Source organism: Comamonas testosteroni TK102, from assembly GCF_000739375.1.
GTDB classification, from domain to species: Bacteria; Pseudomonadota; Gammaproteobacteria; order Burkholderiales; family Burkholderiaceae_C; genus Comamonas; species Comamonas brasiliensis.
Genome location: NZ_CP006704.1, coordinates 1,849,197 through 1,870,882, shown reverse-complemented (window position 1 = coordinate 1,870,882; position 21,686 = coordinate 1,849,197). Strand labels below are relative to the sequence as shown.

18 protein-coding genes are annotated in these 21,686 nt (G+C 62.5%); 14 read left to right on the top strand and 4 right to left on the bottom strand.

Going from position 1 to position 21,686, the window contains the following annotated elements:
- Positions 1–98 precede the first annotated feature (98 nt).
- The 4 genes from O987_RS08465 (at position 99) to argG (ending at position 3,252) form a co-directional block, all read left to right on the top strand.
- Positions 99–461, top strand: coding sequence for an ArsC family reductase (locus O987_RS08465; RefSeq protein WP_003057195.1), 363 nt, complete (start codon positions 99–101; stop codon positions 459–461).
- Positions 462–586: 125 nt separating this feature from the next.
- Positions 587–1,342, top strand: coding sequence for a glycine zipper 2TM domain-containing protein (locus O987_RS08460; protein ID WP_003057198.1), 756 nt, complete (start codon positions 587–589; stop codon positions 1,340–1,342).
- 148 nt (positions 1,343–1,490) lie between these two features.
- Positions 1,491–1,808: a pyrimidine/purine nucleoside phosphorylase gene (locus tag O987_RS08455; RefSeq protein WP_003057202.1), complete on the top strand. Its 318-nt coding sequence runs from the start codon at positions 1,491–1,493 to the stop codon at positions 1,806–1,808.
- 106 nt (positions 1,809–1,914) lie between these two features.
- Positions 1,915–3,252: an argininosuccinate synthase gene (gene argG / locus O987_RS08450; protein ID WP_003057205.1), complete on the top strand. Its 1,338-nt coding sequence runs from the start codon at positions 1,915–1,917 to the stop codon at positions 3,250–3,252.
- A 108-nt stretch (positions 3,253–3,360) separates the two neighbouring features.
- Here argG and O987_RS08445 read toward each other — a convergent pair whose 3' ends face one another.
- Both O987_RS08445 and acs read right to left on the bottom strand, forming a co-directional pair.
- Positions 3,361–3,816 (bottom strand): hypothetical protein, encoded by a 456-nt coding sequence (locus O987_RS08445; protein WP_003057208.1) that lies wholly within the window; start codon positions 3,814–3,816, stop codon positions 3,361–3,363.
- 141 nt (positions 3,817–3,957) lie between these two features.
- Positions 3,958–5,952: an acetate--CoA ligase gene (gene acs / locus O987_RS08440; protein WP_003057210.1), complete on the bottom strand. Its 1,995-nt coding sequence runs from the start codon at positions 5,950–5,952 to the stop codon at positions 3,958–3,960.
- Positions 5,953–6,311: 359 nt separating this feature from the next.
- Here acs and O987_RS08435 point away from each other — a divergent pair, with 359 nt between their 5' ends.
- The 6 genes from O987_RS08435 (at position 6,312) to proX (O987_RS08410) (ending at position 13,698) form a co-directional block, all read left to right on the top strand.
- Positions 6,312–6,950, top strand: a complete 639-nt coding sequence (locus O987_RS08435) for a YqhA family protein (RefSeq protein ID WP_003057212.1) — start codon at positions 6,312–6,314, stop codon at positions 6,948–6,950.
- A 718-nt stretch (positions 6,951–7,668) separates the two neighbouring features.
- Positions 7,669–8,961, top strand: coding sequence for a glycine betaine/L-proline ABC transporter ATP-binding protein ProV (gene proV, locus O987_RS08430; protein ID WP_003057214.1), 1,293 nt, complete (start codon positions 7,669–7,671; stop codon positions 8,959–8,961).
- 18 nt (positions 8,962–8,979) lie between these two features.
- Complete coding sequence (gene proW, locus O987_RS08425; RefSeq protein WP_043371663.1) at positions 8,980–10,224, top strand: glycine betaine/L-proline ABC transporter permease ProW; 1,245 nt, start codon at positions 8,980–8,982, stop codon at positions 10,222–10,224.
- Positions 10,225–10,244: 20 nt separating this feature from the next.
- The gene (gene proX, locus O987_RS08420; RefSeq protein WP_043371659.1) at positions 10,245–11,300 is read left to right on the top strand and encodes a glycine betaine/L-proline ABC transporter substrate-binding protein ProX; all 1,056 of its coding nucleotides are present in this window, start codon (positions 10,245–10,247) and stop codon (positions 11,298–11,300) included.
- Between the two features lie 173 nt (positions 11,301–11,473).
- Positions 11,474–12,544 (top strand): glycine betaine/L-proline ABC transporter substrate-binding protein ProX, encoded by a 1,071-nt coding sequence (proX, locus tag O987_RS08415; protein ID WP_043371657.1) that lies wholly within the window; start codon positions 11,474–11,476, stop codon positions 12,542–12,544.
- Positions 12,545–12,651: 107 nt separating this feature from the next.
- The gene (gene proX / locus O987_RS08410; RefSeq protein WP_003057227.1) at positions 12,652–13,698 is read left to right on the top strand and encodes a glycine betaine/L-proline ABC transporter substrate-binding protein ProX; all 1,047 of its coding nucleotides are present in this window, start codon (positions 12,652–12,654) and stop codon (positions 13,696–13,698) included.
- A 76-nt stretch (positions 13,699–13,774) separates the two neighbouring features.
- Here proX (O987_RS08410) and O987_RS08405 read toward each other — a convergent pair whose 3' ends face one another.
- Entirely contained in the window at positions 13,775–14,287 is a 513-nt protein-coding gene (locus tag O987_RS08405) for a hypothetical protein (RefSeq protein WP_043371656.1), read from the bottom strand.
- A 124-nt stretch (positions 14,288–14,411) separates the two neighbouring features.
- On the opposite strand from O987_RS08405, the gene O987_RS08400 reads away from it, so the two are divergent.
- The 3 genes from O987_RS08400 to O987_RS08385 all read left to right on the top strand — a co-directional run bounded on the left by O987_RS08400 (position 14,412) and on the right by O987_RS08385 (position 17,638).
- Positions 14,412–15,098, top strand: coding sequence for a DUF3334 family protein (locus tag O987_RS08400; RefSeq protein ID WP_003057233.1), 687 nt, complete (start codon positions 14,412–14,414; stop codon positions 15,096–15,098).
- 808 nt (positions 15,099–15,906) lie between these two features.
- Positions 15,907–16,389, top strand: a complete 483-nt coding sequence (locus O987_RS08390) for a MarR family winged helix-turn-helix transcriptional regulator (RefSeq protein ID WP_019043976.1) — start codon at positions 15,907–15,909, stop codon at positions 16,387–16,389.
- Positions 16,390–16,441: 52 nt separating this feature from the next.
- Positions 16,442–17,638: a multidrug effflux MFS transporter gene (locus tag O987_RS08385; RefSeq protein ID WP_043371650.1), complete on the top strand. Its 1,197-nt coding sequence runs from the start codon at positions 16,442–16,444 to the stop codon at positions 17,636–17,638.
- Positions 17,639–17,763: 125 nt separating this feature from the next.
- On the opposite strand, the gene fumC is transcribed toward O987_RS08385, so the two are convergent.
- Positions 17,764–19,155, bottom strand: coding sequence for a class II fumarate hydratase (gene fumC / locus O987_RS08380; RefSeq protein ID WP_043371648.1), 1,392 nt, complete (start codon positions 19,153–19,155; stop codon positions 17,764–17,766).
- 242 nt (positions 19,156–19,397) lie between these two features.
- Here fumC and O987_RS08370 point away from each other — a divergent pair, with 242 nt between their 5' ends.
- Positions 19,398–21,584: a putative bifunctional diguanylate cyclase/phosphodiesterase gene (locus tag O987_RS08370; protein WP_003057244.1), complete on the top strand. Its 2,187-nt coding sequence runs from the start codon at positions 19,398–19,400 to the stop codon at positions 21,582–21,584.
- Positions 21,585–21,686: the final 102 nt, after the last annotated feature.

Sequence of the window (21,686 nt, the reverse complement as noted above, 5' to 3'; positions counted from 1 at the left end):
TGGGCGCTATTGTCACCCACTGTCAGAGGCCCTATGGCTGCCGGCACTTGGCAAATGCGTTACATCTGACTCCAACCGTTTCACCGATACCGAACACCATGAGCAAGATCACCACCGTCTACGGCATCCCCAACTGCGACACCGTCAAGAAAGCACGCAGCTGGCTCAGTGAGCAAGGTATTACTTACCAGTTCCACGACTTCAAGAAGCAAGGCGTTCCCGCCGAGCGCCTGCCCCAGTGGATGCAGGCCGTGGGCTGGGAAAAGCTGCTCAACCGCCAGGGCACGACCTGGCGCAAGCTCGATGACACGACCAGGAACAGTGCCGTGGACGCGACCAGTGCCGCCGCCGTGATGCAGGAAAACGCCAGCACCATCAAGCGCCCCGTGGTGGAGTGGGCCGATGGGACAATCACCGTCGGCTTCAAGGCCGATGACTGGAATACGAAGCGAAGCGCCTGAGCAACCGCTCACATTCACACATTGCTTTACCTAGTTTTACGGGGCCGAGAGCTTGAATTTACGCAGATCCCCTAAACTTTTTGGTGATCTGATGCGTTAAAGCTTCAGAGACAGGAGAGATGTTGATGAAAACTCTGGCAGTTTTGACCTTGACCGCCGTGGCCGCCACCGGGGCCTATGCCCAGGAACGTGGCCGCGTGCTGTCCTCGACCCCCATCACCCAGCAGGTCGCCGTGCCGCAGCAAGTCTGCAGCGACCAGCCGGTGGCGGTCGCTCCTCGCCCCACCGGTGCAGGTGCCGTGGTCGGAGCCATTGCCGGCGGCCTGATAGGCAATGCCATCGGCGGTGGTGGCGGCCGTGCAGCGGCCACGGCTGCTGGTGTCGTCGGCGGCGCCATGCTGGGCAACCAGGCCGAAGCCTCCGGCCCGGTGCAGTACCAGAACATGCGCCAGTGCAGCACGCAGACCTTCTACCAGAACCGCACCGTGGGCTACAACGTGACCTATGAGTACAACGGTCGCAGCTACACCACGCAGACCGCCAACCCTCCCGGCCAATGGATTGCGCTGAATGTGCAGCCCGTGGCCAACGACCCGGTCTACAGCAACGACGGCTACTACAGCACCCAGACGCCTCCCCAGGGCGCCTACAGCACCAGCTACCCGCAGAATTACGACAGCGGCTACTACGCCCCTCAGCCCGTGGCGCCCACCTACTCGGTAGGCTCGACCTATTCGGCCTCTGACTATGTGGCACCTCTGCTGATCGGCGCAGCCATTGGTGCGGGTGCCTACTACGCCACCCGCCCCGGCCACTACTACCGACCCGGCTACCGTCCGGGCTGGCACGGTGGTCATGGCGGCCACGGCTGGCGCCGCTGACCCGAGTCGATCCGGCCTGCAGGCCGCCCAGGAGCCCCTTCACGGGGCTCTTGTTTTTCCTGCCTTTGCCGGGCATTCGCGCAGGTGCAAATCCCGTGGCCTAAAATCAATGCTTTTGATCTTCGACCACGCACAGCGTACTTCTTCCATGACCACCGAAACCATCGCAGGCGTCAGCCTCACCACCAAGGCCAATGTTTACTTTGACGGCAAGTGCGTCAGCCACAGCTTCACGCTGGCCGACGGCACCAAGAAGTCGGTGGGCGTGGTGCTGCCTGCAACGCTGACCTTTGGCACCGCAGCTGCAGAAATCATGGAATGCGTGGGCGGCTCCTGCGAATACAAGCTCGACGGCAGCGACGAGTGGAAGAAGTCCTCGGCCGGCGAGAGCTTCCAGATTCCCGCGAACTCCAAGTTCGACATCCGCGTGACCGAGGCTTACCACTACATCTGCCACTACGCCTGATCCGCGCCTGGCCCGGCTTTGGGCCAGACCCGAGAATTTCAAGCCTTTTCAGCCCCAATCGCTTACCCATCAAGCGCTTGCAGCTATCACTTTGAAGAGAAATCTCATGGAAACCATTCTGCAACATGTTCCCGTCGGCCAGAAGGTCGGCATCGCCTTCTCCGGCGGCCTGGACACCTCTGCCGCCCTGCGCTGGATGAAGAACAAGGGTGCCCTGCCCTACGCCTACACGGCCAACCTGGGCCAGCCCGACGAAGCCGATTACGACGAAATTCCCCGCAAGGCGATGGAATATGGCGCAGAAAAGGCCCGTCTGATCGACTGCCGCCCCCAGTTGGCCAACGAAGGCATTGCCGCCATCCAGTCCGGCGCCTTCCACATTTCCACCGGCGGCATCACCTACTTCAACACCACGCCCCTGGGCCGTGCCGTGACCGGCACCATGCTGGTGGCCGCCATGAAGGAAGACGACGTCAACATCTGGGGTGACGGTTCTACCTTCAAGGGCAACGACATCGAGCGCTTCTACCGCTACGGCCTGCTCACCAACCCCGCGCTGAAGATCTACAAGCCCTGGCTGGACAGCAACTTCATCGACGAGCTGGGCGGCCGTGCCGAAATGTCGGCCTTCATGACCAAGGAAGGTTTCGGCTACAAGATGTCGGCCGAGAAGGCCTATTCCACCGATTCCAATATGCTGGGCGCCACCCACGAAGCCAAGGATCTGGAGTTCCTGAACTCCGGCATCCGCATCGTGAACCCCATCATGGGCGTGGCTTTCTGGAAGCCCGAAGTCGAAGTCAAGGCAGAAGAAGTCTCGATCACCTTCGAAGAAGGCCGCCCCGTGGCCATCAACGGCAAGGAATACACCGATGCCGTGGAAGTGTTCCTGGAGCTGAACCGCATCGGCGGCCGCCACGGCCTGGGCATGAGCGATCAGATCGAAAACCGCATCATCGAAGCCAAGAGCCGCGGCATCTACGAAGCCCCCGGCATGGCCCTGCTGCACATTGCCTATGAGCGCCTGGTGACGGGCATCCACAACGAAGACACCATCGAGCAGTACCGCATCAACGGCCTGCGCCTGGGCCGTCTGCTGTACCAGGGCCGCTGGTTCGACCCCCAGGCCATCATGCTGCGCGAATCCTCGCAGCGCTGGGTGGCCCGCGCCGTGACCGGCACCGTGACGCTGGAACTGCGCCGCGGCAACGACTACTCCATTCTGAACACCGAATCGCCCAACCTGACTTACGCTCCCGAGCGTCTGTCCATGGAAAAGGTCGAAGATGCGCCTTTCAGCCCCATCGACCGCATCGGCCAGCTGACCATGCGCAACCTGGACCTGATCGACACCCGCGCCAAGCTGGCCATCTACTCGCAAGCCGGCCTGCTGAGCGTGAGCAGCGCCAACGCTCTGCCACAGCTGGGTAACGACAAGAAGTAATTCGACCCGCGTCCACGAAAAAGCCGCTGCACTGCAGCGGCTTTTTTCATGCCGAATACGCCTCAATCGCTTGCAGATAAAGCGATTGCAGCTATCAATACTGCATTGTCAGCGATTGATCTGGTGCACCTGCTGCTCCAGCTGCCCCACATAGGCTGCCGTGCTGTTGTCCGACTCCTGGGCGCGCTGCACCAGATGCGCCTCCAGCACGTCGAGCCGGGCCATCACCTCTTCCTTGTCCCTGGCATGCAAGGCTTCGAGCACGCTGCGCAGCTCGGTGAAACGCGAAGCCTCGGCCTTGTCGGCCAGATCGCGCTGGGCCTGCATCTCCTTGGCGTGGCGGCGCGCCTCCAGCAGCACCGAGCCCTGCATCCAAAGCACATAGGCGATGAAGAACACGCTCAGCAAAATCGTCAGCGCCAGCATGAGCACGCCCAGCGGTGCCTGGATTTCGGTCAGACCGAGCGAAACCGTTGCAGGCGTGGACAGCGCCGTCCAGTTGAAAGCGGCCAACACGGCAATCAGGGCCACGATGATGGCAATGCAGATGGTGCGAAAGTTCATGCTCTTCTCCTTGTACTCCGAGATGCCTTGTTGTAACCCAAGATCGCATCGGCTTGCGTCAGCAAGCGCCAGAAATGACAAAGCCGCTGTTGCCAGCGGCCCTGTCGTCATGATGCGTTCAGATCAGCCGCATTCTCCGGCTCAATTGGTCTCCGACAATTGCTCGAGGATTGCCGGATTCTCCAAGGTGCTGGTGTCCTGGGTAATCGCCTCGCCCTTGGCCAGCGAGCGCAGCAGGCGGCGCATGATCTTGCCGCTGCGGGTCTTGGGCAGGTTGTCGCCGAAGCGGATGTCCTTGGGCTTGGCAATCGGGCCGATCTCCTTGGCCACCCAGTTGCGCAGCTCGGTCGCGATCTGCCTGGCCTCTTCGCCCGTGGGCTTGCCGCGCTTGAGCACCACAAAGGCGCAGATGGCTTCCCCGGTCAGGTCGTCGGGACGGCCGACCACCGCGGCCTCGGCCACCAGATCGGTCTTGGCCACCAGGGCCGACTCGATTTCCATGGTGCCCATGCGGTGCCCCGAGACATTGAGCACATCGTCGATACGGCCCGTGATGCGGAAGTAGCCACGGTCTTCGCTGCGCACGGCGCCGTCGCCAGCCAGGTAGTAGCCCTTGAGCTCGTCGGGGAAGTAGCTCTTCTTGAAGCGCTCGGGGTCGCCCCAGATAGTACGAATCATCGAGGGCCAGGGCTTTTTCACCACCAGGATGCCGCCTGCTCCGTTGGGGATCTCGTTGCCTGCCTCATCGACGATGGCCGCCGTGATGCCGGGCAGAGGCAAGGTGCAGGAGCCGGGCACCAGAGGCGTAGCACCGGGCAGCGGCGTGATCATGTGGCCGCCGTTCTCGGTCTGCCAGAAGGTGTCCACGATGGGGCAGCGCTCGCCGCCCACATGCTTGTGATACCACATCCACGCTTCGGGGTTGATGGGCTCGCCCACCGAGCCCAGCAGACGCAGGCTGGACAGATTCCAGTTCTTCGGGTGGACGCTGGGGTCGGAGTCAGCCGCCTTGATCAGCGAGCGGATGGCCGTGGGGGCCGTGTAGAAGATGCTGCACTGGTGACGCTCGATCATCTGCCAGAAGCGGCCCGCATTGGGGAAGGTCGGCACGCCTTCGAACACGATCTGCGTGGCACCGGCCGCCAGCGGGCCATAGGCCACATAGCTGTGGCCGGTGATCCAGCCGATGTCGGCCGTGCACCAGAAGACATCGCTGTCCCTGACATCAAAGGTCCACTCGAAAGTCTGCTTGGCCCACAGCACATAGCCGCCGGTGGCATGCTGCACGCCCTTGGGCTTGCCGGTGGAGCCGCTGGTGTAGAGGATGAAGAGCGGATGCTCGGCATTGACGGGCACAGCCTCGCACTCGGTGGACTGGCCGGCCAATGCCTCGGTGAAGCTGATGTCGCGGCCCGCGACCATATTGCAGACGCTGGCCGTGCGCTCATAGACCAGCACGCTCTTGACGGCTTCGCAGCCGCCCAGCGCAAGCGCGTCGTCGACGATGGCCTTGAGCGGCAGCTCCTTGCCGCCACGCATCTGGTAGTTGGAAGTGACGACCAGACTGGCACCCACGTCCACAATGCGCTCCTGCACAGCCTTGGCCGAGAAACCGCCGAACACCACGGAATGCGTGGCGCCGATACGTGCGCAGGCCTGCATGGCCACCACGCCCTCGATGGTCATGGGCATGTAGATCAGCACACGATCGCCCTTTTGCACGCCGCGTGCCTTGAGCGCATTGGCGAACTGGCTCACGCGGGCGAGCAACTCTTTGTAAGTGACCTTGGTGACTTCGCCGCCGTCGGCTTCAAAGATGATGGCCGTCTTGTTTTCCACGGGCGTGCCCATGTGCTTGTCCAGACAGTTGGCGCTGGCGTTGAGCTCGCCGTCGGCAAACCATTTGTAGAACGGCGGGTTGCTCTGGTCCAGCACCTGGGTGAAGGGCTTGGTCCACTGCACGTTCTCGCGGGCCAGCCGCGCCCAATAGCCTTCATAGTCGCGTTCGGCTTCGTCGCACAAGGCTTGGTACTGCGCCATGCCCGAGATGCGGGCCTTGGCGGCGAAATCCGCAGGGGGCGGGAACACACGGTTTTCCACCAGCACGGATTCGATGGTTGATGTCGCAGCGCTCATCGTTTTGTCTCCTGATGCATAAGCAATGAAATAATTGTGGGTGTACTGTCAAGGCTCGGTCTTACACCCCACTGACTGAAATTGAGAAGCGGCTTCTGCGCGCCGTCAAGCCCGTCATTCGCTCCCATTTTTGCAGCAGAAAGCAACTGCTTGGTGTTGATTTGCTTGCACTTTTCTCAAAACACCCCGGAACAAACCCTTAAAATCGCGCACCTGCTGCTGCAGAGGCCGGGGCCCATGTTGCGGCCAGCTCTCGAAAGCGCAGGCAGTCCGGGACGCGGCCCCAGCAAAACCAGTCTTACAAGGTGGCGGCATCCCGTTGCCCACCCATCGCATACAGCCAGCCCCGCATACACATCATGAGCCGCATCCCTTCCGACGAAGCAGGCAACTCCACCCACCACACGCCGCCTGGCGGCTACCAGCCTTCCGGCGTATTGCGTCCCCTGCCCTCGCTGATCTTTGCCAGCCGCTGGCTGCAGCTGCCGCTGTACCTGGGCCTGATTGCCGCGCAGGGTGTCTATGTCTGGCACTTTCTGGTGGAACTCTGGCATCTGGTGGAGGCGGTCTTCGGCAACCAGGAAGCCCTGCATGCCCTGATCACCAATATCGGCTACAAAAGCGATGTCCAGATCACCCATCTGAACGAAACCATCATCATGCTGGTGGTACTGGCCCTGATCGATGTGGTCATGATCTCCAACCTGCTGATCATGGTCATCGTGGGCGGCTACGAAACCTTTGTCAGCCGCATGGGCCTGGAGTCCCATCCCGACCAGCCCGAGTGGCTGAGCCATGTGAATGCCTCGGTGCTCAAGGTCAAACTGGCGCTGTCCATCATCGGCATCAGCTCCATCCACCTGCTCAAGAGCTTCATCAATGCCGGCAGCTATGAAGTCCAGGTGCTGATGTGGCAGACCATCATCCACGTGGTCTTCCTGCTCAGCGCCCTGGCCATTGCGCTGACGGACAAGCTCACCCAAAGCGCTCACCACTGAAGCCGCACTGCTCCCCAAAAAAGCCCCGCATGGTTGTCCATGAAGGGGCTTTTTTCATGTCTTCAGCGAGCGCAAAGCTCGCCCAAAGCTGACAACCGTCAAAAATAATCCATCAATCCAGCGCAAGTCCTTATCTATCAATGACTTGCGCCAGCTATTTTTACGTATGCGAATGTTTCAGCGGCGCCATTTCCGGCGGATGCTGAGGGCAAAGCTTACAGCTGTATTTGACGCATAAAACTCAATTCGATATATTAAAAAGTCATTTACAACCTGCCGTGCAGGTCGTCAACGCATTGTTGAGATGCGGTTGACTCACTTCCCGGCGGATCGTTGTGTCAATTCAAGAGCGCTTGCCGCTCTTTGGCGCAGCCCCGTCAACCGGGCCGAAACACGGCCCTGATGTAGGGGGCTCTCCCCGGCCGATGTGCCGGGGTTGGCCTGACAAGAAGCCGTGCAGATGCGTGCCAGTCGGTACCAGCTCTGCCAGCCAGCTGCTTCTTCCAATTTGCCAGCTCTTGCGCACACCTGGCTGTGCCATCCGGGCTGAAAACTCGGCGCCATCGCTGCGCCATCTGCATTGCGCAGTCCTGTCCACCAGACCGGGCTGCGCTGCGGCATCAGGGCTTTTATTTTGGCTTGTGCGCCAGCGCCCACCGGCATTACCGGTCGTGGGCGCTGGACTGTGTTCCATCCCATCAAAAAGGAGAACGCCACAGTGGCCAAGCAAATCGCTATCGATCATGTCTTCAAGGTCTTCGGCAACGACCCGAAAACCGCTCTCAGCCTGGTGAAACAGGGCCTGAGCAAGCAGGAGATCCTTGCCCAGACCGGGCAATCCATCGGCGTGTTCGACGCCGACTTCACCATCGAAGCCGGTGAAATCTTCGTGGTCATGGGCCTTTCGGGCTCGGGCAAGTCCACCCTGGTGCGCATGCTCAACCGCCTGATCGAGCCCACCAGCGGCCGTATCCTGGTCGACGGCCAGGACATCAATGCGCTCAACGACAAGGAACTGCGCGCACTGCGCCGCAAGGACATCTCCATGGTGTTCCAGTCCTTTGCGCTCATGCCCCACCTCACGGTGCTGGACAACACGGCCTTTGGCCTGGAGCTGGCCGGCGTGGACCGCGCCACACGCCAGCAGCAGGCGCAGGATGCCCTGGAGCAGGTGGGGCTGGACGCCTGGGGCGCCAGCTACCCTGACGAGCTCTCCGGCGGCATGCAGCAGCGCGTGGGTCTGGCCCGTGCGCTGGCCTCCGACCCCTCCATCCTGCTGATGGACGAGGCCTTCTCGGCGCTGGATCCCATCATCCGCACCGAAATGCAGTCCGAACTGTTGCGTCTGCAGGAAATCAAGCGCCGCACCATCGTCTTCATCTCCCACGATCTGGACGAAGCCATGCGCATTGGCGACCGCATCGCCATCATGAAGGACGGCATGGTGCAGCAGGTCGGCACGCCCGACGAGATTCTGCGCAACCCGGCCAATGACTATGTGCGCACCTTCATCCAGGGCGTGGATGCGGCAGCCGTATTCAAGGCCTCCGACATCGCCCGTCAGGCGCTGACCGTGATCTCCGAGCACAGCGACCGTGGCTGCCGCGCCGCGCTGCGCCTGCTGGAAGACTCCGACCGCGACTACGCCTATGTGCTCAATGCCCGCAAGCGCTTTCTGGGCATGGTCTCGTCGCAATCGCTGCGCGATGCGCTGCACGGCCACGACGGCTTGCTGGGGCTCAAGCACGCCTTCATCCCCGACGTGCAGCCTATCGCCAGCAACACCCCGGTGGCCGAGCTGTTCGGCGCCGTGGCCGCTCCGGCCTATCCGCTGCCCGTGGTCGACGAAGACGGCAAGTACCTGGGCGTGATCAGCCGCACCACCATGCTCAAGTTCCTGGATAGGGCTACCCCGCCGGTTCCGCCGCCCCAGAAGGAAATTCCACCCATCAAGCTGGACCAGCACTTCCAGCCCACGTCCAACACACAAGCTGCCCGACACGCAGCGTAATAAAAGGAGGGAGCCGATTTGAACGACAACGCACTGAATACCCCCAACACAGAAACCAACAACGCGGCCTTTGAAGACCCGTGGGCAGCAGCCTCTGCACCCGCCAGCGAGCCCACCAGCGCCGATGCCACGGCCTCGGCCGCAGATGCCGACCCCTGGGCCGCCTCCTATGCCGATGCGAATACAGGCTCGGGCAGCGATGCCTGGAGCGGCGGCGATGCCGCCAGCCAGGTCAGCAGTACCGACTGGCTCAGCGCCCCCTCGCCCACCGATGTGCCCGAACATGACGGCGGCATCGGCCAGCTCTGGCACCAGATCACCACCGAGGGCCTGCCCGTGCAGGACTCGATCAACAACGGTCTTACCTGGGTCGTCGACCATTTCCGCCCCTTCTTCCAGGCCGTTCGCACGCCTATCGACGCCACGCTCAACGGCGTGACCGATGTGTTGCAGACCATTCCCATGCCCGCGCTGGTGCTGCTGATTGCCCTGCTGGCCTGGCAGTTTGCGGGTCGCAAGCTGGCCATAGGCTCGGCCGTGGCCCTGCTGTGTGTGGCCCTGCTGGGCATCTGGTCCGAAGCCATGGTCACCCTGGCACTGGTGCTGACCTCGCTGTTCTTCTGCATTGCCATCGGCCTGCCCGTGGGCATCCTGCTGGCCAGCAGCGACCTCGCCCAGCGCTGGACACGCCCCTTCCTGGACGCCATGCAGACCACACCGGCCTTCGTCTATCTGGTGCCGGTGGTGATGCTGTTCGGTATCGGCAACGTGCCCGGCGTGATCGTGACCATCGTGTTTGCGCTGCCGCCGCTGATCCGCCTGACCAATCTGGGCATTCGCCAGGTACGCCCTGACCTGATCGAGGCCAGCCGCGCCTACGGTGCATCGCCCGCCCAGCTGCTGTGGAAGGTGCAGCTGCCGCTGGCCATGCCCTCCATCATGGCCGGTATCAACCAGGCGCTGATGCTGTCCCTGTCCATGGTGGTGATCGCTTCCATGATCGCCGTGGGAGGTCTGGGCCAGATGGTGCTGCGCGGTATCGGCCGTCTGGACATGGGTCTGGCCACCGTCGGCGGCCTGGGCATCGTGCTGCTGGCCATCGTGCTGGACCGCATCACGCAGGCCATGGGCGAGCCCAAGCGCGGCAGTGCCCGCTGGTGGGCCACGGGCCCAGCCGGTCTGGTCATGCGCCTGCTCGACAACAAGCGCTCTGCACCGGCCCCCAAGCCAGGCAGCGAGACCGCCAAGCCCGCGACGATCTGAATCAAGAACAAGGAGAACACATGAATACAGCCAACAACACTGCCAGCATCCGCAACGGCCTGGGTCACTGGCTGCTTGCCAGCACAGCCGCAGCCTCCATGGCCTTGTCCATGGTCAGCACCGGCGCCTTCGCTGCCGACGAGCTTCCAGGCAAGGGCATCAAGGTCCAGCCGCTCAAGAGCTCGATTGCAGAAGAAACCTTCCAGACCCAGCTCGTCATGAAGGCCCTGGAAAAGCTGGGCTACGAGGTCCAGCCGATGAAGGAAGTGGAATACCCCACGGCCCATATTGCACTGGCCAACGGCGACGCCACCTTCATGGCCAATCACTGGAACCCGCTGCACGCCGACTACTACAAGAATGCAGGCGGCGACGCCAAGCTCTACCGCAAGGGTGTGTTCTCGGCCAATGCCGCTCAGGGCTATCTGATCGACAAGAAGACGGCCGATGCGCACCAGATCACGAATCTGGACCAGCTCAAGGACCCCGAAATTGCCAAGCTGTTCGACACCGACGGTGACGGCAAGGCCGACCTGACAGGTTGCACGCCCGGTTGGGGCTGCGAGGCCATGATCGAGCACCAGCTCGGCGCCTACAAGCTACGCGACACGGTCACTCACAAGCAGGGCACCTATTCGGCGCTGATGGCCGACACCATCACACGCTACAAGGCCGGCAAGCCCATCCTCTACTACACCTGGACGCCCTACTGGGTGAGCAATGTGCTCAAGCCCGGCAAGGACGTGGTGTGGCTGGAGGTGCCGTTCTCCGCGCTGCCCGGCGAGCAGTCCGGCACCGACACCAAGCTGGCCAACGGCAAGAACTACGGCTTTATTGCCAACAACCAGCAAATCGTGGCCAACAAGGCCTGGGCCGAACAGAACCCGGCCGCCGCCAAGCTGTTTGAAATCATCAAGCTGCCCGTGGGCGACATCAACGCCCAGAACTACATGATGAGCCAGGGCCAGAACAAGGCCTCCGACATCGAGCGTCACACCGACGGCTGGATCAAGGCCCATCAAAAGACTTTCGACGGCTGGATCAGCCAGGCACTGGCCGCTGCCAAGAAGTCCTGATCACAATCCCCGAATCACGGCGACCGCTTGCGCGGCCGCCGTTTTTTATCGGGCCGCCCCAAGATAAAAACGCCCCTGCTATAGGGGCAGCGAACCACACGCAGTAGGGAGCGTGGGGTGCCATTTTCAATCGGGCCGCAAGCCCCCCCCCATACCAAGGAGAGACAAGAACGATGAGCAAGTCTGTGCAGACCCCGACCCCAATCCAACACACCAGGCGCCAGCTGCTGCTGGGTACTGCCGGCGCTGCAGCGCTGGGTCTGGGTCAGTCATCTAGCTGGGCGACCGGCCAGAATGCGCCTGGCAATGCGCTTCCTGGCCAAGGCATCACGGTGCTGCCCGTCAAGAGCGCTCTGGCTGAGGAGAACTTCCAGACGCTGCTGGTGATGAAGGCGCTGCAGCAGCTGGGCTACACCGTCAAGCCCTGGGAAGAGCTGGACTACCCGTTGATCCATGTGGCAGTGGCCAATGGCGACGCCAGCTTCATGGCCAACCACTGGAACCCGCACCATGCCGAGTTCTACCAGCAGGCAGGGGGCGACGCCAAGCTCTCGCGCAAGGGCGTGTATGCAGCCGGTGCCGCGCAGGGCTACATGATCGACAAGAAGACGGCTGACAAACACCAAATCACCCATCTCGACCAGCTCAAAGATCCCGGACTGGCGGCCCTGTTCGATATCGACGGCGACGGCAAGGCCAATCTGATCGGTCCCAACGCCGGCTGGGGCGGCGAGGCCGTGGTGGCCCATCAGATCAAGGCCTTCGGTCTTGAAAACACCGTCAGCTACACCCAGGGAAACTATCCGGCCCTGATTGCCGACACGCTGGCGCGCTTCAAGGCCGGCAAGCCCGTGCTGTACTACGCATGGACGCCCTACTGGCTCAGCAATGTGCTGCGCCCGGGCCAGGAAGTGGTGTGGCTGCAGGTGTCGCGCTCTTCCATGCCCGGTGTGCAGGCCGGCACCGACACCAAGCTGCCCAATGGCCGCAACTACGGCTTTCCGCTCAACAACGAGTACATCGTGGCCAACAAGCTCTGGGTCGAACAGAACCCGGCCGCCGGCAAGCTGTTCGAGATCATGCAGATTCCCATCAACGATATCAGCCGCCAGAACCAGCTGCTGCGCGATGGGGAAAGCAAGCCCACCGATATCCAGCGCCATGTGGATGCGTGGATCAAGGCCCACCAGAAGACTTTTGACACCTGGATTGCCCAGGCCAAGGCCGCAGCCCTGAAATCCTGATTCGCCAACGGCGCACCGGACTTGATCCGGGCGCCGTTTCCTTCATCAACCCTCTCGCTTTTTTCATGCCGATTTCGGGGTAGGCACCCAGCATCCAAGGAGTATTCATGCACAGCAACAAGCCCGCACATTCGCCTTTTCCAAACCTGCAGTACCAATACCGCTGTCTGGCTGCCATCGCCTTGCTGAGCTTTGGCGCCGCTGCCGCACAAGCGCAGACGAACGCTGGCGACCTGCCCGGCAAAGGCGTCTCGGTGCAGCCGCTCAAGGGCACGGTGGATGAGGAAATGTTCCAGACCCTGCTGGTTTCGCGCGCTTTGCAGAAGCTGGGCTACCGGGTACAGCCCGTCAAGAGTCTGGAAAACGGCACCCAGCATGTGGCTGTGGCACAGGGCGACGCCACCTTTACCGCCACTCACTGGATGCCGTTGCACCGTGCCTTCTATGAAAGCAATGGCGCAGACAAGGCCTTCTATCGCGCCGGCACCTATTCGCGCAATGCGGTGCAAGGCTATCTGATCGACAAGGCCACGGCCGAGAAGTACCACATCACCAGCATCACGCAACTCAAGGACCCGAAGCTGGCAGCGCTGTTCGACACAGATGGCGACGGCAAGGCCGATCTGACGGGCTGCAACCCGGGCTGGGGCTGCGAGCTGGCCATCAACAAACATCTCAAGGGACTGGATCTGGAGTCCAGCATCACCCACAGGCAAGGCAACTACCAGGCCTTGATTGCAGACACCATCACCCGCTACAAAAACGGCAAGCCCATTCTGTATTACGTCTGGACCCCGTTCTGGGTGAACACCGTGCTGCGCCCTGGCAAGGAGGTAAGCTGGCTGGAGGTACCCAATGTCCCTGGTGCCCAGGGTGAAGACCAGACCCAGCTACCCAATGGCAAGAACTACGGCTTCAAGCTCAATCAGCAATACATCCTGGCCAACAAGGCATGGGCCGAGAAAAATCCGGCGGCAGCCAAGCTGTTTGCAGTGATGCAGCTGCCTATCGAGGACATCAACGCCCAGAACATGCGCATGCGCCAGGGCGAGAGCAGCGAGGCCGATGTCGGCCGCCATGTGGATGGTTGGATCAAGGCCCATCAGCAGACTTTTGACGGTTGGCTGGAGCAGGCGCGCGCCGCTGCCAAATAAGTATCAAGAACAGCTCCAGCGCTTGAAGGGAAAGCGCTGGAAGCTATCAAAAGTGCTTTGAACAGCGCGCCCCTGCCTACCAGTTGGCCTTGGCATTGCGGCAGGCCGCCTGGCTGGAAAGGGCGACAAAGCGCTCCACCCGCAGCGCCAGCATCTTGCGCCCCTGCCGGGCCAGCACCGGATCGGCCACGGCTCGCTCCACCACCTGGCCCTGCACCTCGGCCAGCATGGCGATGGTGGCGCTGCTGCGCGTGTTCAGATAGGCCTGCTCCAGCAGCACGCTGTCGCCCTCGGGCAGGATGCTGATGACCTGGCCGGTTTCGCACTCCTGAAAGCGCGCCGTCTCACCATCCAGGCTGTACAGTCCCAGCCAGCGCCCACTTTCCTGGCTGGGCTTGAGGCCCTCGGATACCGGTCCGGCCTGCTTGACCACTGCCTGGGTCTGGGCCTGCTTCTTGCCTGTCAGACCGGTCCAGGTCTTGTCCCAGGTCTGGGAGACCTTGTCCGTCATGCCGGACAAGCTCGAACAGGCGGTCAAACCCGTCACCACAATGACACTGGCCGCCAGGCGCCACAGCTTGCTCTGCATGAATACCTCTGATTTTGCAAAAGCAGGCACGTTAACAGACAGCAGCAGCCTGCAATTGCTGCAGATATCTCGATGCAACAAAGTGTTGCATACATAATCAGCCATCCCTTGAACCAATGCAGCCATGAGCCAACCCAACGCCCCCATCGTCCACGGCACCGAAGATGTGCTGATTGCCCTGTGCAACTCCGTCTCACGCGTGCTGCAGGTGGCCACCCAGTGCCCGATCCAGTATTCGGGCATGGTGCAACGCATCACCAAGACCAGCCTCAAACCCGACATCGGCTGCTTTGTGCTGATCGATGGCGGCTTTTCGGCGCTCATCATCATCAATTTCTCGGCCGATGCGGCCATGGAGCTCTACCGCAGCTATCTGCTGTCCATGGGCATGGCCGAGAGTGATCTGGCCAATTCCTATACCTCGGATGACGTGAGCAACGTCATGGGCGAGCTGATGAACCAGGTCGTGGGCGACTTCACCAGCAAGGTGCAGCGCGAGCTGCAAACCCATATCGCGCAAAGCCAGCCCAAGATGATCCGCCTGAACAAGCAGGTCAATCTGAGCGTAGATGCCAACCTCGATGCCCCCGAAGCCCGCCGCGTGACCTTCTACACGGGCAACAACAACATCTTCTATCTGGAGATGGCGGTGGATCACATGGAGTTCATCAAGATCAAGGACTTCGAAGCCCAGGAGAAGCCGGACCCCGATCTGGTCATGGCTCAGGCCCGTGAAGCCCAATCGGTTCAGGCGCCGGCTGCTGCAGCCTCCAGCGACACCGACGATCTGCTCAAGTCCCTGGGACTCTGAGACAGCCTGGTAGACCCGCGAGGCGCCATGACCCCTGCATGCTGCCTCCACCAGAAAAAACACCATGCGCACTCTGGTCCCCTGCCATTCATGTTCTGCAGTCTGGTGCTGACTGCGCAGGCAACGCTCGCTCAAAAAGCCCGCTGCGTCGATGCCGACGGCACAGGCTAGCCCTGCAAAGGCAATGAAGCCATCCTGCATGGCCAGAGCATGCACTCCGGCCAGGAGCTCAAGCTCAAGCTCGATTCCGCTCCCCCCGGCGAAGAAGGGCGCCATATGTTAGCGCGGCCTTCACGCAGCGGCAGCACGCATGAAAGCATGCAGCAGCGCCTCGAACAGATGGAAACCGCCGCGGCCGCCGCCCGCTCGGGCCCCGGAGTCGGGCCGTACCCCTAGGCTTACCATCTGCTTGCTGCAAGCCTGCAGCCGCCCCGCATCGGCCAACGCGCAGGCCGTCGCCGCCTGACCACAGTCTGGCTAGATCAGCCCTCGCCGGCCTTGGCTGCACTCTCAAAAGCCGGCACGACCGGGGCCGCTAGGCACACCAGCACCACTTGCCGCGATCGAATGCCTGCAAGACCGGGCCGAAGCGGCGGGCCTGCGCAGTCTCCGCCGCCGGCTTTAGGCGCCTGCCGGACCCTGCCCCCCTCCCAGGCCGGGCTGCAACCTATAGGGCAATGCCCTGCACAACAGGCAAGTACGCCTCTTCGCCGACCACAGGCGGCAGTGTGAAGTAACAAGACCCTGTTCACAGTATAAATACTGTTTGCACAATAATTTGAATACCAACTATTTGAATACATCCGCAATGTCCAGCACCGCCTCCCTGTCCAGCCGCCAGCGTCAGCTCATCTTCGTCATGGCACAGGTCAACAAGCAATGGCGCCGCACGCTGGACAAGGTCCTGGCTCCGCTGGGCCTGACCCAGGCGCTGTGGCTGCCTCTGGTCCATCTGGAGCACAGCGCGGGAGCCATGCGACAAAAGGACCTGGCCCAGGCGCTGGCGCTGGACAGCTCTTCTGTCGTGCGCCTGATCGACGGTCTGGAGGCCCAGGGCTGGGTGGAGCGCCTCGACGATGCCGACCGGCGCGTCAAGCGCATACAGCTCACGGCCGCCGGCCTGGCACAGGTCGAGACCGTGAAGACCATCGTGGCGGATGTCCGCAGCGAAGTCATGCAGGAGCTGGCCCCCGATCTGCTGGATGCCACCCTGGATGCACTGGAAATCATGCTGGAGAAGATGGCGGCCCTGGAGATGAGCGCCGACGCGGCTTCGCGACCGGGCAGCTGAAGGCGCGCCGCACGCCACCGTCCTCTCCCCGTCAGCTCCTGATCTCAACTGTATGCAAAGTCCTGCCTCCTCCTCACGCAAAGCGCCGCTCTGGCTGCTGGCCATGGTCACCATTGCCGGCACCATGGCCATGCATATGTTCATCCCGGCTCTGCCTGATGCTGCGCGCCACTTTGGCGCCAGCAGCGCGCAGATGCAACAGACCATCACGGTCTACATCCTCGGGCTGGCGCTGGGCCAGCTGATCTACGGCCCCCTGTCCGATGCTCTGGGCCGCCGCCCCATGCTGCTGATCGGCCTGTGTCTTTACACCGTCGCCAGTCTTGCAGCCTTTCTGGCGCCCAGCGCGAATATGCTGATCGGCGCACGCCTGATGCAGGCACTGGGCGGCTGTGCCGGCCTGGCACTGGGCCGCGCCATTGCGCGCGACACCGCAACACCCGAGACCGCCGTAGGCAGCCTGGCCCTGCTCAATCTCATGATGATGATCGGCCCGGGCATCGCCCCTTCCATAGGTTCGGGGCTGGACGCCCTCTTCGGCTGGCGCGTGATTTTTGCGGTGCTGGCGCTGATGGGGGCGCTGACGACCCTCGGGGTCTGGCGCCTGCTGCCCGAAACCGGTCGCCCCAGCGGCCAGCTGAACTGGCGCACCGTGCGCAATGACTATCGCACCTTGCTGGGCTCGCCCCAGTTCCTGGGCTTTGCCATAGGCGGGGGCAGCGCCACCACATCCATGTATGCCTTTATTGCGGCAGCGCCTTTCATCTTCATCGAACAGCTACACACCAGCAAGGCCCAACTCGGCATCTACCTGGGGGTGTTGATGGCCGGCATGGCTGCGGGCAATGCCCTGGCGCGCCAGCTCATCCGGCGCTGGCCGCTGGAGCGGCTGATACTGGGCGGCAATTTGCTGAGCCTGGGCTGCGCCGCAGCGCTGGTAGCCCTGACCCTGCTGCAGCAGATCAACGTGCCTGTGGTCGTTGGCCTGATGCTGCTGTTCACCTTGGGCTCGGGCCTGACCAGCCCCGCTGCGCTGACCAAGGCTCTGGGCGTGCATAGCGATCTGACAGGCTCGGCCGCCGGGGTCTACGGCTTTTCCCAGATGGCCGTGGGCGGTCTGTGCACGCTGGGAGCCAGCCTGGGCAGCAGCCCTGCGCTATCGGCCTTTGCCGTGCTGCTGATTGCCTGCGCTGTGGGGCAGTTGGGCTTCAGGTATGCGCTGCGCCTGAATCGGGCCGCTGCACATTGAGCCCAGCCGCTGGCTCCCCGGCCAAGGCCGTGCAGCCTGTCCATCGATGCTCCCGCCTGGGCGGCAAGCCCGGTGCACACAGAAAAAGAGCCCGCATTGCGGGCTCTTTTCAAGACTGAAGCGGATTACAGATTTCCGACCATCTGCTCGGGCACGACCCACTGGTCAAACTGCTCGGCCGTCACATGGCCGCTGGCAATGGCCGCCTCACGCAGGCTGCTGCCTTCCTTGTGCGCCTTCTTGGCAATATAGGCCGCCTTGTCGTAGCCGATATGCGTGTTGAGCGCTGTCACCAGCATCAGCGAACGGCCCACCAGCTCCTCGATGCGCGCGCGATTGGGCTCTATGCCCACGGCGCAGTGATCGTTGAAGCTGACCATGCCGTCGGCCAGCAGGCGCACGCTTTGCAGGAAGTTGTGCGCCACCATGGGGCGGAACACATTGAGTTCGAAATTGCCCGAGGCTCCGCCGAAATTGATGGCCACATCGTTACCGAACACCTGGGCACACAGCATGGTCACGGCTTCGGACTGCGTGGGGTTGACCTTGCCCGGCATGATGGACGAACCCGGCTCGTTCTCGGGAATCGAAATCTCGCCCAGGCCGCTGCGCGGCCCGGATGCCAGCCAGCGCACATCGTTGGCGATTTTCATCAGGCTGGCGGCCAGCGTCTTGAGAGCACCATGTGCATAGACCAGACCGTCGCAGCTCGCGAGGGACTCGAACTTGTTGGGCGAGGTAACGAAGGCAGAGCCCGTGAGTCTGGCCAGCTCGGCCGCCACGCCCTCGGCATAGCCCTTGGGAGCGTTCAGCCCCGTGCCCACAGCCGTCCCCCCCAGGGCCAGCTCATGCAGATGCGGCAGCGCGGCACGCACATGGGCTTCGCCATGGGCCAGCTGGGCCACCCAGCCGGATATTTCCTGGCCCAGCGTCAGCGGCGTGGCATCCTGCAAGTGCGTGCGGCCGATCTTGACGATGTCGGCAAAGGCTTCGCTCTTGGCTAGCAGCGTGACACGCAGCTTGGCGATGGCGGGCAGCAGCTTGTGCTCGATGGCCGTCACCGCCGCCACATGCATGGCCGTGGGATAGACATCGTTGCTGGACTGGCTCTTGTTCACATCGTCGTTCGGGTGCACCAGACGGGCTTCACCACGTTCGCCGCCCATCAGCTCGCTGGCCCGGTTGGCCAGTACTTCGTTGACGTTCATATTGGTCTGGGTGCCGGAACCGGTCTGCCAGACCACCAGAGGGAACTCGTCGGGATGCCTGCCCGCGAGCACCTCGTCGGCGGCCGCATTGATGGCCCTGGACTTTTTCTCGTCCAGCAGACCCAGCGCCTGGTTGACGCTGGCAGAGGCTTTCTTGACCTGCGCCAGCGCAGCAATGATTTCACGCGGTTGCTGCTCGCCGCTGATGTCAAAATTCTGCAGCGAGCGCTGCGTCTGAGCACCCCAGAGTTTGTCGGCGGGTACATCGATCAGGCCAAAAGTGTCTTTTTCCTGGCGGGTGACTGTCATGGAATCGCTCCTTGCATACAACTCGGCGCAGCTGGCTGAAAATTTGGCTGCCGTTGGCCGGAAACGGAAGTCGACCCACCGCCAGGCGGGCGACTTCCACAACCGGTCCATGCTAGCTCAGCCCGAGGGGCGGCAAGCACAATCGAGGCAACACCCCTGCGCCGGCAAGGCCAGAAATACATAGTTACATTAAATCAATATCGGACAAAGAATCCGACCGGCCTTGCTGGACCGCCACATCAATGTTCACTGATCTCTCCGCCCCTGTCGCCAACACCTTCATGACATCAAGCTACAGCGCGATGATGGTGTGTGTCTCCATCGTCATCGCGGTGTCTGCCTCCTTTGTGACGCTGGGCCTGGCCCGTCGCATGCGCATGGCCTCGGGCAGGATAGGACGCATCTGGTGGGCCATCGGCGCCATGGTCATGGGCACGGGGGTCTGGGCCATGCACTTCATCGGCATGCAGGCCTTCGAGCTGCCCATCACGCTCGGCTACAGCGGTGCCCTGACGCTGGCCTCCTGGGTTGCGGCGGTCGCGGCCTCCGCATTGGCCTTCGGCGTGGCGACCAGGGCCGAATACCGCTGGCCCCATTTTCTCGCGGCCTCGCTGCTCATGGGCGGCGGCATCTGCGCCATGCACTACCTGGGCATGCTGGCCATCGAGATGTCCATCCCGATTGCCTGGGACTGGTCTCTGGTGGCGGCCTCCGCTCTGATCGCGGTAATGGCCTCGGCCACGGCGCTGAATCTGTTTCGCGCACTGTTCTCGCTCTCCGGCAAGCGAATGTGGCTGTTCCAGTCTTTGGCGGCACTGGTCATGGGCTTTGCCATCTGCGGCATGCACTACACCGGCATGTCGGCCGCCAGCTTTGCCAGCGGCTCGGTCTGCCTGAGTGCGGAGGCGCTGAGCGGCCCCGAGCTCACCACCATCATCATCATCACCACGGTGATGCTGCTGATCGCAGCGCTGTTCAGCACCCTGCTCGATGCGCGCCTGCAGAGCACGGCCTTCAAGCTCAACCAGTCACTGCAGGAAACCAATGCCAAGCTGCAGCTGGCCAATACCGAGCTGCGCCAGCGCGCCTTTGCCGATCCGCTGACCAACCTGCCCAACCGGCTGCTGTTCGAGGATCGTCTCATCCACGCCCTGCTGCGCCTGGAGCGCGCCAACCGCTCTCGCACCAAGGAGAGGCTGGGCATTCTGTTCGTGGATCTGGACGGCTTCAAGCCCATCAACGACTCCTTCGGCCATGCCGCGGGCGACCAGATCCTCGTCAGCGCGGCCGAGCGGCTGATGGCGGAAGCTCGCAGCAGCGATACCGTGGCCCGGGTCGGCGGGGATGAATTCCTGGTGCTGCTGGAAGACACCCAGGATGTGGCCGCCTGCATGGCGGTGGCCAACCGCATTCTCAAGGCCCTGAGCCAGCCCTTCCAGCTTGGCAACAAGGAGCTGCAGATCACCTGCTCCATCGGCATCGTGGCCTTTCCCGACCATGGCGACCGCGATCACCTGATCGCCAACGCCGATGCGGCCATGTACGCCGCCAAACGCAATGGCGGCAACGGCTTTGCCGTGTTCGAGCCGCATATGGGCAGCGACGCCTCAGAGCAGCTGGAGCTGCAAAACGACCTGCGCAACGCCATCCAGCGCGGCCAGATGGAGCTGCATTACCAGCCCAAGATCGACGGCGAGCGCGGCAACATCATCGGGGTCGAGGCGCTGCTGCGCTGGGCGCACCCCGAACGCGGCATGATCGCCCCGGACATCTTCATCCCCCTGGCCGAGCGCTTCGGCATCATCAACAGCCTGGGCAACTGGGTCATTGAAGAAGCCTGCCGCCAGCTCGCCCTGTGGCGCAACATGGGACTGCAGATGCGGGTGGCGATCAATCTTTCCGTGCACCAGCTGCGCGAAAGCGGCCTGGCAGATCGCATCACCCAGACGCTGCTGCGCCACGATGTGCAGGCCAGCCAGCTGCTGTGCGAGATCACCGAGTCCGTGGCCATGGAGGACACCCAGGCCACACAGCGTGCAATCGAGGAGTTGCGCGATATCGGCATCTTTCTCTCGATCGACGACTTCGGCACCGGCTACTCCAGCCTCAACTATCTGCGTCAGCTGCCTGCCCAGCAGCTGAAGATCGACCGCAGCTTCATCCGCGACCTGGAAACCGAGGAAGATGCCCGCGCGGTGGTCCATGCCGTCGTGCGCCTGGCCCATGCCCTGGGCCTGCGCGTGGTGGCCGAAGGTGTGGAGACCGCAGGGCAACGGGACATTCTGATCGACATGCAATGCGATGAGCTGCAGGGCTACTTCTATGCGCGTCCCATGCCGGCGGACAGCCTGCTGGCCTGGGCAAGAGGCGATCAGCGCGCAGGCCAGGCCGACTTCTCGGCGTCCATCCTCGGATCGCTGACCGGCTGAGCTCCGCAAAACGCCCGCAAGTCATATATAAGACTGGTGGGTTATGGCTGCAAGATTTGTCGTCTGGGCCGATAATCGATGGGTTTACCGTGCGCGCCCCAC